Genomic DNA, 12,382 nt, shown 5'->3' with positions numbered 1-12,382 from the left:
CGAGGAGGCAACCAGTGGTGGACCAATCGTTGGAGGGAGAGTTCGGTCGCTCCTGGTCGGTGGCGGTGCTCGCCGCCACTCCACGGGTCGGTGCCAGTACGGTCACCATCGCTGCGGGGGCGATGGTGGACGCCGCGGTCGGGCCGGTCGGACAGAACGTGATGTTGATGGATGCCGACCTGCGGACCGCCGGGCTGACCCGGCTGCTGCACCAGTGGGGCTCGGCTATGCACTACGGCGGAGGTCTCGCCGGGTTCGCCTTCGACGGTGCGATCCCCCTGGACTTCCGCTCCCTGGAGCCGCGGTTGACCCCGATGCGCTCCCCCGACGGGCGCAAGGGCGAGATGTTGCTGCTCACCCAGGGAACGCCCGGTGACCCTCCGCTGGAGGAGCTGACCAATCTGCCCAAGATCATGGGCATGGCCGTCCAACGCCTGGTCGAACTCGCCGGCTGTCTCCTGGTGGACTGCGGCTCCGAGTGGAGCGAGGTCACGGTGGAGATCTGTCGGGCCGTGGAGTTCATAGCGGTGGTCAGCGAACCGGGGGGACTGGCCCGGCCCGAGACCCGACAGCTGGTGGACCGCCTCAAGGAACACGGGCTGATCCACAACAACCTCCTGCTCGTCGAGAACCAACCGACGCCGGGAGGAAGATCCGCCGCCCCTGTGGAACCCGGAACCACAAGGAACGGGACCGACCCCGCATCCACCAACGGCACGACCCGCCCGACATCCACTGAACACGCCCTGGAACAGGGCCTGTTCGCGTCACCCCATGAAAGGACCCTCATCCATCTGCCCTACGCTCCAGACACCGTGGCAGCGCTCTACGCCAGCAAACTGCCCGCCCTGGACACCCCTTTCGGTGCCGACCTGAAACGCCAGATGGAGGCACTCGACCCGGCCCTGTTCTATTCGGGCTTCGACCACACAACCTGAAGGAGGCGTGATGGAGAAAACGGGGGACCATCCCCACACGCTTATCGAGACGGCCGACCCGCTGGCCGAGACCGGACCGGTGCCGGTGCCGCACCGGAAGAAGGCCGAACATGTGACGGACGACAGTGCGGCCTTCATCGACCTCTGTGAACAGGCGCTCCATCCCGAGGGCCTGCACCACGTCGCCGAATACCATCGAGGCGTCTTCAACTACTCCGTGGACATCCTCGACCACCCACACCTCGCCCACCTGGTCAACCCACACGGGCCCTCCGAGGGCGATCGCGCCCTCTACATCCGCGTCGGACGCCAGTTGAACTTCCTGCTCGGCAGGATGGACCGCTCATTGCGCCCGGTGGAGAGCGGACGGCTGATCCGCACCGTCCTACGACTGGGTCAGGCCACCCTGTTCCACTACTACGTACGACCGGGGCGCTATCTGACGGGCGTCTCCCTGGGGCGGGAGACCGCGGAGGCCGGCGATCGGGCGATGACCAGGCTCGCGACGGGCTTCCGTACCGGGTTGCACCAACTGCGCATCGACTACGGCGGCTTCATCGGCGCACCCGAGGCATCACCGTCGCCGGAACGTCCAGCGCCGACGGAGTTCCCCTTCGCCGGGTCCCCGACCCAGGAGCACCACCGCGAGGTGTTCGGCGACATCGGACCCGACGCCGATCGCATCGGGGCACTCTGCGCCGCCTCGCTCACCGCGAAGAACCTGCACTACGTGGCCTACGTCGACCCCACTTCGGGATTCCTCTCCACGGACCTCCTGTCCGCCGAAGGACTGGCCGGATACCACAGCCTGATCAATAGACAGCAGCGCCGCGACCGCTACCACGACATCTCCCGACGGCTGCACTTCGTCGTGGCCCGACTGAACCACTCGCTGAAGGCGGTACTGCCCGGGCGGCTGACCCGAACCGTGCTCGACGTGGACGAAGGCGCCCTGTTCTACTGCGCCCTGGGAAACGGGACGTTCCTCCTCGGGGTCACGCTCCACCAGGACCGGGTGGCGCACGCGGACGAGGTGATGACCCGTCTCACACTGGGGGTGCAACACCTCACCGGCCCCGAAGGCACCCGGGAGGCATGACGTCTCGCCGTGCATCCTGTGACCCACGGCCCGGTGAACGTGCGACCGCGCCGCCGCGGGGCGCAGCACACGCCGAGGCAGGGGAGATCCGTACTCCGGGAGTACTCGCGGTTTCGGTCAACCCTGCGGGTACGAAGACCCTTAGAGCAGCGGAAATCAGCCATCTTTACGCGGAATGAACTGAGCAGTCGCAGACTGTCACCTCCTCCACCAAAGATTGAGGTGACAGAACCGCCCGCCTTAACCTCACGGAGACGGACAGGATGCGTATCGGGGAACTCGCGGAACAGATCGGCGCCAGCACTCGTTCCTTGCGCTACTACGAGGAGCAAGGCTTGCTGGCCCCCTCCCGCGACAGCAACGGTTATCGCGTGTACGACGATGTCGCGCTGGTGCGTGCGATCAACATCAAGGAGTTACTCGCCGTCGGTCTGACCACCGAGGATGTGCTCCACTACCTCAAACGCGGCTGCCTGGACCGGCCGTTGGAAGAATCCCGCAGATGCAACGGCGAACTCGACACGGTCCGCAAGCGTCTGGAGTCGCTGGACAGCCGAATCTCCCGGCTTCAGGAACTGCGGGACCGGCTCGCCCAACACAGCGCCGATCTGGAGGCGTCGGTGGAGACGGACACCGCGCTCGGCGCCAGGGCCGGGACCGTGCGGAGCGGTAGCGCCTGAGCGCTACCCTTCCCCTACCGCCCGATCCACCAGCCAGGCGGCCGACCCCGTGTACCGTCCAGGGTCGCAGAGCTCGTCCAACTCCGCGGACGTGAGCTCGGGTCCACCGTCGGGCAGCGCCGCCAACGCGGCGGGCAACACCTCGCGTACCGTACGCCCGGACCCGGCCGCCTCCTGGGCGCAGCGGGTGAGGAGTTCACGGGCCCCCGCCCGGCCGAGGCTCGACGAGAACGCCGCAGCGATGCGCTCGGTGCTCATCGCACTGGCCATGGGGCGGAGATTCGCCTCCATCCGCTCGGGCTTGATCTCCAGACCCGCCGCCAGCTCGACGAGGGTGTGCGTGGCGCCTCCGGTGAGGCGGAGACACTCGCGCAGCGGCAGCCACTCCGCGTGCCAGCCGCCACCGGAGCGCTCGTCATCCGCGGCAAGCGCGGCTGTCAGTCCGGCAGCCAACAGCGGGACCTGAAGCGCCGCGCTGCGGATCAAGGTGGCCAGGACCGGATTCCGCTTGTGCGGCATCGCGGAGGATGCCCCCCGCCCGGGTGGACCGGGTTCGGCGACCTCGGCGATCTCCGTACGGGAGAGGGTGATCACATCCACGGCGATCTTGCCGAGCGAGCCGGCGGTGAGACCCAGTACCGCACCCAGATCTGCCACCGGGGTACGCAGCGCGTGCCACGGGAGCGTCTGCACGGCAAGGCCGGTCTCATGGGCGTACGCCCGTACCAGGCGGTCGGTGTAGCCACCGGTGTCATCGTCTGCGCTCGGGACGGCCTGGGACACACCGGGCAGGACGGCCGTCACCGGCGTGGCATAGGCGGCATATCCGGCCAGGGTTCCCGCAGCGCCGCCGAGCGAGACCGGGAGTTGCTCGGAGAGCTGGAAGCAGCGCTCGGCCGAGGTGAGCACGAGCTGGCGCCAACCTGCCGCCTTGAGGCCGAAAGTGGTGGGCACGGCCTGTAGGGCGAGAGTGCGTCCCGCGATGAGCGTGCCACGGTGCTCGCGGGCCAGCGAGGTGAGCGATGCGGCGGCGGCGTGCAGATCCGCGGCGATGTGGCGCAGGGCCCGCCGGGCGATGAGCATGGCGGCGGTGTCGAACACGTCCTGGCTCGTCGATCCCCGGTGGACGTACTCGCCGGCCGCGGGGTCGACCTCGGCGACGGCTCGGGTGAACTCGCGGACGAGGGCCACAACCGGATTGGCGTTCTCGCGTGCCGACACGGCGATGGCACGCAGGTCGAGGGCATGGTTGCGCGAGACGGAAGTGATCGTGTCCGCGGCCTCGCGGGGCAAAGTGCCGAGGGCGGCTTGGGCGCGGGCCAGGGCTGATTCGGCGTCCAGCATCGCCTGTAGCCAGGCCGCGTCTCCGACCAGTTCCTCTATGGGGGTACCGGCCCTCACAGGGGAGAGCAGACCGGTGTCGAGGTCGTTCACACGATCACCCCGGGCAGTTCGGCCCCCGTGGTCGCGGGCGGTTCGGCGGCGCCGGTCGGTACGAGGGCGGGAGCCAGGGAGAGGACCGCTCGGGCGATGGCGTCGGAGTCCCCGAGGGTGACCGAATCCACGCCGGGACGGATGCCCGCCGCGGTCGCCCAGTGCACCGACTCCGTGGGCACGCCGTAGGCATGGCGTCGGGGGTGGGGCCGGCCGAGGCTGTCGACGATGTGGTAGGGCCGCTCGGTGACGGTGAGACCTCCGGTCTGGTGGTGGGCACGGCCCGGCCCGGTGACACGGTAGGGAGTGGCCTGGTCGCTGTCGAGGAGTTGGGTGAGCAGGGGGTCGAGTGTGCGCCGCAGATCGGGCACGGGCAGCCTTGCTTCGATCAGGCTGCGGGCGTGGACCGGCGGCCCTGGCACGTCGACGGACGCGGCGACGAAGCAGGCGCTCGGTGCGTCGAAACGCACCTGGGTGCCGGGCCCGGTGATCTCCACGATCCCCGCCTCGATGAGGGCGATGAGCTCGCGTACGCGGGTGGCCGGCGGCCCGATGGAGAGGTAGGCGTTGAGCGGGGTGTACCAACCGTCCAACTCGTCTCGGTGTGAGTCGCCGCGCAGCCCTCCGTGGTCGACAGCGAGCCTGATTTCATTGCGCAGATCTCGCAGGACGTCGAGTGCGGCTTTGAGGGGGCCGTCCACATTGCCGTTCTCCGCCTCCTCCACGTCCCGTTCGAGATGGTTCAGCAGCCAGGCGCGGAAGGCGTTGCGGTCGGTGAAAGCGCGTCCGGCGCAGGGGTTGTCGATGTGCTCCCAGCGCCAGAGCTCACCGGGCGGAACGGCGTGCGCGCTGAGCAGCGCGGCGTGCTCCCCGTCCCCGGCTGTGAGGTAGCGCTCGGTGAACGCCTCGGCCACGGCGCCGTCCCCGCGTCGTTCCAGCAGGGTGGCGTAGTAGACGGATTCGACCTCGCGGGCGATCAGTGGCCAGATATCGGTGGAGAAGCGCAGCCCGCCGGGAGCTTTGGCACGCATCCGGGCGATGGCGTCCGGGGTGAGCAGTCGTGGGTGGTGGCGGCCCGAAGCACCCTTCTGGTTGCGCCCGCGTGAGTGGTACGGCACGCCCCGGCGGGAGAAGGCGTGAAGGAGGGGTTCCTCCCCGGAGGGCCGGTAGACGAGTCGGCCGTCGGCGTTCTCGTACCGACCGCCGCGTCCCTCGGTGAGCAGGGCCATGTAGTCGAAGAAGTTGAGTCCGAGCCCTCGGAGGAGAACCGGCTGCCCGGGCTCCACCCGATCGATGCCGAGATCGATGTCCGCCGGGTTTCCCGGGCCGATGTAGGTGAGGTGGTGGATGCGGGCAAGTCCTGCTGCTCTGGACTCCTGGGCAGTGGGTCGGGCGGATGTATGTCCTTGTGCGAGAACGACGGCGTCGAGCAGGAGTGCGCGTTCCCCACTGTGCAGGCGCAGGCTCTGCGGGCCGTTCGGAACCCCGTGGGCGTCGTCCAGGGCTACGGCGCGGGTGGCGTGGAAGCGGATGCGGAGGTGGCCGGGAGCCGAAGCGGCGATCCTGGTGTAGCAGGCGTGCAGGTAGTGGCCGTACAACACCCGGCTGGAGTACGAGTCAGGGCCCAGCGAGCGGGCCTCGGCGATGTCGGCCTCGTGATAGCCGTCGAACTCGCCGAGGAGCGCGAGGGTGCGGGCCCACTCGTACAGGTTGGGGCCGGGTTCGACGGGACCTTCGATGGTCACGCTGTCGTCGGTGAAGACGGTGATCTGGGAGGCGACCGTGTTCATGAGGAGTTGCCGTGGCTGTCCGGTGCGCCACACCTCGCCCGAGCCGGGCGGGTGCGGGTCGATCACGTGCACCACGATCTCGGGATGGGTGGGTGCGGCGCGCTCGTTGGCACACAGCCTCTCCAGGACGGATAGCCCTCGTGGTCCTGCGCCGACGATGGCGACCTCGAAGGGTGGCTCCGCTCCTGTCGTTCCGCTCGCGTCCCGCCATCGTCGCCTTGAGCGCCTGTCAGGCATGACGTGACATCCTCCGTTCTCTGCGTGGCACCGGTCCGGCGGATGCCGTGCCGGCCTTGGTCAGTGCCGCAGGCTCAGTTCCGTGTCGTCACGGACGGAGTCGGCGAAGGAGATGCGGTCTCCCGGGGCCGGAGAGTGGGGTCGGTGGATGATGTCGGCGACCTGCCGGGCGATGCGGCCCGGGTCTGCGGCCTGGAAGACGTTGCGTCCCATGGCGACTCCAGCGGTGCCGGCGCCGAGCATCCGGGACACCTGGGCGAGGAGGGTGCCCGTGTCACCGCCGGCGGGCCCGCCGGCGGTGATGACCGGTATCGCGCTCTGGCTGACGACGTCGACCATCTCCGCTGCGGTGCGTGCCCAGGGCAGTTTGACGATGTCGGCGCCGAGGTCGGTGGCGAGGGAGGCGGCGTGCGCGAGGAGGGTGGCATCGTGCGGGTCCTGGATGCGGGGGCCGCGCGGGTACATCATGGCCAGGAGCGGAATGTTCCACTGGTGACAGGCATCGGCGACCGCGGCCAGGTCGGCGATCTGGCGATGTTCGCCGTCCGAGCCGAGGTTGACGTGGACGCTGACCGCGTCGGCGGCCAGGCGTACCGCGGTCTCGACGCTGGCAACCAGGTACTTCGCATCGGGATCGGGGGCGTGGACGGTACTGGCGCTGAGATGGACGATGAGGCCGATGTCCGCGAATCGCGACGGGCTGACGTACGGCAGCCTGCCCTTGTGGAGGACGACGGCGTCGACACCGCTGCGGGCCAGGCTGCCGATGAGGGGGTCGAGTTCCCCACCGGGCAGGATCGGTCCGTCGGCGACCGAATGGTCGAGGGGAACGATGAACAACCTGCCGTCGCCGTGGCGGTGGAGCCGGCGCATTCGCATGAGCATCGCCGAGGAGTGGTAGTTCAGCATGGCTGCGGTTCCTTCCTGGACACCGGTCACGGGCGCCCTTGTCCGGGCCGTTCGTCAGTGTCGACGTCGGGGCGGATGCGGGAGAGGACGTCGAGCACCGCGTCGGTGACGCGGCGGGCTTCCTTCTCCTGGAGGGTCAGCGGCGGGGCCAGCGCCAGGTTGTGGCCGTAGGGGCGGACGATGACTCCGTGCCGTTGGCGTATCTCCCGGGCCGCGGCCACGACCGTGGGCCAGTGGGCCGGGCGGCCGGTGGTCCGATCCGTGATGATCTCGACGGCGGCGAGCGAGCCCTCCACCCGTACGTCCCCGACACAGGGCAACTCCCGTGCGGGGGCCAGCCCCTGGGCGAACCAGGTCCCGATGACGTCGGCCTTGGCGAGCAGCCCCTCGCGCTCGATGATGTCGAGCGTCGCGAGACCCAACGCGCAGGCGACGGGATGGCCCTGGAAGGTGTACCCGTGGAAGAAGCCCGTGTCGGCGTCGAGGATGGTGTCGGCGATGATGTCGGTCATCAGGGTGGCGCCGAGGGGGATGTAGCCGCCGGCGATGCCCTTGGCGGTAGTGATCATGTCGGGAGCCATGCCGCGCCGCTCCGACTCGAACCAGGTGCCGGTGCGCCCGAAGGCGGTGACGACCTCATCGGATATCAGCAGGATGCCGTGGCGGGTGAGGAGTTCACGGACCCGGGGCCAGTAGTCGGGCGGGGGTGCGAGGACCCCTCCTCCGGCCATGATGGGCTCGCCGATCATGGCGGCCACCTTGTGGGCGCCGATCCGGATGATCGTTTCCTCCAGTTCCCGAAGGAGGAAGTCGGTGGGATCGTCGAGGCCGTAGAGCTCGGCGGCTCGGTGAAGGTAGGGGGCCGACACCTTCGCCACGTGGGGCAGATTGGGCCCGACTCCTTGCTGCATGGGAGGCAGTCCGGTCGCGGTGCCGCTGCCGTAGGTGGAGCCGTGGAAGGAGTTGTGGCGCGCGATGATCCAAGTGCGGTCCTCTTCGCCGCGCCGGAAGTGGAACAGGCGGGCGGCCTTGATCGCCGTGTCCACGGCTTCGGAGCCGCCGTTGGTGAAGAAGACCCTTTCGATGCCCTGAGGCGCGAGCGCGGCGAGCCGGGCGGCCAGTTGGATCGCCTGATCGTTGGAGAACTCCATCAGGCTGGTGAAGAACTCCAGTTCGGTGATCTGCCGGGCAGCGACCGCTGCGAGGTCCTCGCGGCCGTGGCCCACGGGCGAGTGCCACACTCCACCGCCCGCGGCGTCGAGCAGTTCGTTGCCGTCGGAATCCCATACGGTGCAGCCCCGGCCGCGAACGACGACGACACGGTCCTGGACGTCTCCGCGCTGCATGGAGCGGACCAGATGCCGGCGGTCGAGCTTCTTCAACTCCTGCGAGGACGGGCGCAGGTGCGGGGTGGGGCCGACCGGGCCCGGATGGGGAACCGGTGGTGAGGGGGGCTGCGTCACGGGTGCCTCCTGGTGGCTGGTGGGCTGAGAACTCTCGGGTAGTGGGGACGGATTCGAGGGGCGGCGACCGTGCCGCCGAATGGACGAAGGGGCTCGGCCGGGGCCCTGGCGACGCAGTGGGGGGTACGGCGCCAGGGCCTGTCCTTCCGACCGGGAGTACCGCGGTCAGGTCAGGGTGGCTCCGCCGTCGATGGTGAGGACGGTGCCCGTGGTGAATCGGGCGGTCATCAGATGGAGATGTGCCTCGGCGATGTCAGCCGGTTCACCGGTGGTCCGGGCGGGCAGTGTCCGGCGTGCCTCGGCGAAGATGGCGGCGCGGGCGGCGGCCGGCACATCGGCCCAGAGGTCGGTGTCGACCATTCCCGCGGCCACCGCGTTGACCCGGATCGGTGCGAGTTCGACGGCAAGAGCGCGGGTGAGCGCTTCCACCGCGGCGCACACCGGCGCGACGACGCTTCCGCCACTGGGCGGCCTGCCCGCGGCGATGCCGGAGCTCAGGATGATGGAACCACCGGGCCGCAGATGCTCCTTGGCGTACTTGGCGGCGAGCCAGGCGCCCCAGAACCTGATCTCGAAGGCCCCTCGGGCGTCGGACGACGTGATCGCCTCGATGCGGTCGAGGAGAAGGCTGTCGCCCGCGGTGAAGACCAGGTGGTCGAACGGGCCGGTTTCGGCGAAGAGTCGTTGGACGTCCTTCTCGTCGCGGGCGTCGCAAACCACTCCACGGCTGCCCGGGGGCAGCGTCTTGACGGCGGCTTCGACGGTGTCACGGCGACTGGAAGCGACGGTTACCAGAGCCCCTCGGCGGGCGGCTGCGAGCGCGGTCGCCAGGCCGATGCCCGAGGTGCCTCCCAGCACGATGACACGACGGTCGGTGAGATCCATGGAGCGATGTCCTTACCTGAGCGGATGGGATGATCAGGCGGGCGCGGCGACGAGCAGACTCGTTTCCAGTGGCAGCGGCCGTACCGACTCAAGCGTCAGTCCGGCCCGGGCCAGCAGGGCGCGGTACTCCGGCAGGGTCCGCTCGCGGCCCCCCGCAACCAGCATCAGATGAACGTCCCACAGCACCGGCAGCACGGCAGACGCATCGGTCGGTATCACTCGTTCGATGATGAACAGGCGCGGTGCGGAACTGGTCGACTCCCCCATCGCACGGCGGCAGTTCGCCAACAACGTCACGCAGTCCGGGTCGTTCCAGTCCTGGAGCACCCGCGACAGGAGATAGGCATCGGCCCCGGTGGGGACGGCCTCGAACATGTCGCCGCCGGCGATCTCGAAGCGGTCAGGCGCCAAGGTGGCGCCCAGGTGCTCCTGGGCCAGGGCCGCCATGTGCGGCAGGTCGAACAGCACTCCTCGCAGACCGGGGTGGTCCGTCAGGATCGCGGAGAGCAGGGTGCCCGCGCCGCCTCCGAGGTCGGCGACCGTGCGGTACCCCGAGAAGTCGATCAGTTGCGCGACCGCGGCCAGCGGGACGCTGCCGACGCTCATCGCCCGCTGGAACTTCTCCCCCGCGCCGGGGGTGTCGCGCAGGTACTCCCCCAGCGAACTGCCGAACGCCTGGCTGAATCCGCTGCGCCCGGTCCGCAGCGCGGGCACGATCGCTCCCCACGCCCGGTGGAACTCCTCGCCGTAGATGAGGCACATGTCTCGCATGGAGCCCGACACTCCACTGCGCAGCAGGCATCCGACCGGGCCGAGGCGGTAGCCGGTGTCCTCTCCGCCCTCGAAGACCCCGAGGGTGACCAGCAACCGCATGAGCCGTCGGACGGCGTCCTCGTCGGTGCCGGTGGCCGAGGCCAGCCGAGCACAGTCGGTACGACCGTCGGCGATGTGGTCCGCGAGCCTCAGCGAGGCGGCGGCGTACAGGGCCCGGGCCCGCCAGGCTCCGGTGGCGAGTTCGATGACCTGGCGCGCGGCACGGTGCTCGGTGTCGTCGCGTGCGGGAGCGTGGATACCGCTCATGCCCTCGTCCTCTCGGGGACGACGGCGGTATCGGGGCCGGGGGTGGCGTCGGAGGCGAGCAGGCGGGCGTGTCGTTCGCGAAGGCGCCGCTTGAGCACTTTTCCGGTCGGTCCCACCGGAATGCCCGCCCGCTCCGTGGCGACCACCAGGGCCCTCACTTCGGCCAACCCCGCCCGGCGCAAGGCGCCGTTGCAGCGCGCGAGCAGCTCACCGGGGGGCGGGGCTGCGAGGCCCCCTTCGATGTCCTCGGGCAGCACGACGACTGCGGGGCAGGACATTCCGGGCAGGTCCGGGTCGTCCACCGCGAAGACCGCGCAGTCCAGGGCGCCGGTCTCCAGCAGCACCACTTCCTCCAGGGGGAGGCTGTAGACGGGTCCGGTGCCGGAGTTGATCACATCGGGAACCCGGTCGAGGTGGTACCACAGGCCCTGCTCGTCGTACTCCACGATGTCACCGGTGAGGAAGTGACCGTCGCGCATGGAGCGTTCGGTGAGACCGGGGTCGTCCCAGTAGCCCGGCGTGACGCTGGGGGCGCGGACACCGAGCATTCCCGGTTGTCCCGCCGGTAGTTCCCGGCCCGCCTCATCGAGGACGACGGCGCTGGACACCACTTTGGTGGGGCGGCCCACCAGCCGCCGGTGAATGCCGATCTCGGCGTTGTGGACCTGTTCGAAGAGAACCATGCCCATCTCCGACGAGCCGAGGCCGTCCAGGTAGTCCGAACCGGGCAGCCGCCCGCCGCGGGTGGCGCGCGAGCCGAGGGCGATCAGCGGGCGGATGTGCCGTTCGTGCGAGGCGTCGCCCATGCCGCACCAGGTGTGGACGGTCCGCGCGGCTTCAGGGGTGATGTCAGCGGTCCGCAGTCCGGCCAGCGCGATCGGAAAGCCGATCACCATCGTGGGCCGGAAGGTGTTGACGGCACGGACCACCGACGGGCCCGAGACGTCGTCCAGCAGCAGGGTGGGCAGTCCCAGCAGGATCGCCATGCTGAGATGGGCGAGTCCGGCTGAGTGGCTGTGGGGGAACACCGACAGCAACTTGTCCGTGCGATGGGAAGGGAAGGCGAACAACCGGTCCCAGCGCCCGGCGAAGAACGACCGGTGCGTGAACACGGGTGCCTTGGGCCTCCCGGTGGTACCGGAGGAATGCGAGATCAGCACCAGGTCCGCATCGGCGTGCCGGTACGGAAAACCCTCCAGCCGGTGCGGCGGCTTGGGCGCGCTGTCGCGCAGCAGGACGGTGTCCTCCACCAGCACGGCCGGTGTGTCCTGCGGTGCCGTCTCCTTCCAGACCGCGGTGCAACCCTGGACCAGGTCGCGGTCCCCCACGAGCACGGTGACGCGGGTGCGACGGAAGTAGTCGGCGGCGGTGTCGGCCGGCATCGCGGCGTTGGCGTGCACCGGCACCGCCCCGAGGCTGGTGACCGCGATGTAGTGCAGAAGGTTCTCGACACCGGCGCGGGTGTAGACACCGACGTGGCTCTTGGGGCCGACACCCTGACCGCGGTACCAGTGCGCGTAGCGGATCACCCGGAGCCGCAGGTCGTCCAGGGAGAGCCCGACGGGCTCACCGCTGCCCTGCTCCTGCGGGCCGGGCTCCATGTGGAAGACGATCGGAAGGTTGCGCTCCCGGACGTTGGCGGTGGCCCAGGCATGCCAGAAGAAGTCGCCGGCGCCGAGCTGGCGGTTGACCAGCAGCCGCAGGCGCTGGAGCGCGGACCTGTGGGTGTGGAGGAGGTTCGTCATTCACGTCTCCCTGTCACTGGCGGTTGTTTCTGTGGGTGAGGTGGTGGGGTGGTGGTGGATGGAGATGGTGATGACGAGGGCGGCGATGAGGCCGAGGGTGGTGGCGGTGAGGGTGATGCCGG

At 69.5% G+C, this 12,382-nt stretch carries 10 protein-coding genes; 3 read left to right on the top strand and 7 right to left on the bottom strand.

Annotated elements, in window-relative coordinates:
• The first annotated feature begins 14 nt into the window (after positions 1-14).
• The 3 genes from ACFXJL_RS26320 (at position 15) to ACFXJL_RS26310 (ending at position 2,717) form a co-directional block, all read left to right on the top strand.
• Positions 15-938 (top strand): hypothetical protein, encoded by a 924-nt coding sequence (locus ACFXJL_RS26320; RefSeq protein ID WP_384696319.1) that lies wholly within the window; start codon positions 15-17, stop codon positions 936-938.
• 10 nt (positions 939-948) lie between these two features.
• On the top strand, positions 949-2,037 hold the full coding sequence (locus ACFXJL_RS26315; protein WP_384696316.1) for a hypothetical protein: 1,089 nt from the start codon (positions 949-951) through the stop codon (positions 2,035-2,037).
• A gap of 263 nt (positions 2,038-2,300) precedes the next feature.
• Positions 2,301-2,717 (top strand): MerR family transcriptional regulator, encoded by a 417-nt coding sequence (locus tag ACFXJL_RS26310; protein ID WP_358879379.1) that lies wholly within the window; start codon positions 2,301-2,303, stop codon positions 2,715-2,717.
• Positions 2,718-2,720: 3 nt separating this feature from the next.
• Here ACFXJL_RS26310 and ACFXJL_RS26305 read toward each other — a convergent pair whose 3' ends face one another.
• The 7 genes from ACFXJL_RS26305 to ACFXJL_RS26275 form a co-directional block, all read right to left on the bottom strand.
• Complete coding sequence (locus tag ACFXJL_RS26305) at positions 2,721-4,151, bottom strand: lyase family protein (protein ID WP_384696312.1); 1,431 nt, start codon at positions 4,149-4,151, stop codon at positions 2,721-2,723.
• Positions 4,148-6,178, bottom strand: a complete 2,031-nt coding sequence (locus ACFXJL_RS26300; RefSeq protein WP_384696309.1) for an FAD/NAD(P)-binding protein — start codon at positions 6,176-6,178, stop codon at positions 4,148-4,150. The genes ACFXJL_RS26305 and ACFXJL_RS26300 overlap by 4 nt, the downstream gene beginning before the upstream one ends.
• A 60-nt stretch (positions 6,179-6,238) precedes the next feature.
• Positions 6,239-7,087: a 2-amino-3,7-dideoxy-D-threo-hept-6-ulosonate synthase gene (locus ACFXJL_RS26295; protein WP_358879376.1), complete on the bottom strand. Its 849-nt coding sequence runs from the start codon at positions 7,085-7,087 to the stop codon at positions 6,239-6,241.
• Between the two features lie 26 nt (positions 7,088-7,113).
• On the bottom strand, positions 7,114-8,550 hold the full coding sequence (locus ACFXJL_RS26290; protein WP_384696306.1) for an aspartate aminotransferase family protein: 1,437 nt from the start codon (positions 8,548-8,550) through the stop codon (positions 7,114-7,116).
• A gap of 165 nt (positions 8,551-8,715) precedes the next feature.
• Positions 8,716-9,435 (bottom strand): SDR family oxidoreductase, encoded by a 720-nt coding sequence (locus ACFXJL_RS26285; RefSeq protein ID WP_384696303.1) that lies wholly within the window; start codon positions 9,433-9,435, stop codon positions 8,716-8,718.
• Between the two features lie 33 nt (positions 9,436-9,468).
• Positions 9,469-10,515, bottom strand: coding sequence for a methyltransferase (locus ACFXJL_RS26280; RefSeq protein ID WP_358879373.1), 1,047 nt, complete (start codon positions 10,513-10,515; stop codon positions 9,469-9,471).
• Positions 10,512-12,260 carry a class I adenylate-forming enzyme family protein gene (locus tag ACFXJL_RS26275; protein WP_384696300.1) on the bottom strand — a complete coding sequence of 583 codons (1,749 nt, stop codon included), beginning with the start codon at positions 12,258-12,260 and terminating at the stop codon, positions 10,512-10,514. Before ACFXJL_RS26275 ends, ACFXJL_RS26280 begins: the two co-directional genes overlap by 4 nt.
• Positions 12,261-12,382: the final 122 nt, after the last annotated feature.

Source organism: Streptomyces sp. NPDC059256, from assembly GCF_042753785.1.
GTDB lineage: Bacteria > Actinomycetota > Actinomycetes > Streptomycetales > Streptomycetaceae > Streptomyces.
This window is presented reverse-complemented; position numbering and strand designations above follow the sequence as displayed.

Excerpts from the sequence above, each read along its gene's own strand:
- ACFXJL_RS26285 (WP_384696303.1), bottom strand. The coding sequence starts at position 9,435 with ATGGATCTCACCGACCGTCGTGTCATCGTGCTGGGAGGCACCTCGGGC.
- ACFXJL_RS26295 (WP_358879376.1), bottom strand. The coding sequence starts at position 7,087 with ATGCTGAACTACCACTCCTCGGCGATGCTCATGCGAATGCGCCGGCTC.
- ACFXJL_RS26315 (WP_384696316.1), top strand. The coding sequence starts at position 949 with ATGGAGAAAACGGGGGACCATCCCCACACGCTTATCGAGACGGCCGAC.
- ACFXJL_RS26275 (WP_384696300.1), bottom strand. The coding sequence starts at position 12,260 with ATGACGAACCTCCTCCACACCCACAGGTCCGCGCTCCAGCGCCTGCGG.
- ACFXJL_RS26310 (WP_358879379.1), top strand. The coding sequence starts at position 2,301 with ATGCGTATCGGGGAACTCGCGGAACAGATCGGCGCCAGCACTCGTTCC.
- ACFXJL_RS26280 (WP_358879373.1), bottom strand. The coding sequence starts at position 10,515 with ATGAGCGGTATCCACGCTCCCGCACGCGACGACACCGAGCACCGTGCC.
- ACFXJL_RS26300 (WP_384696309.1), bottom strand. The coding sequence starts at position 6,178 with ATGCCTGACAGGCGCTCAAGGCGACGATGGCGGGACGCGAGCGGAACG.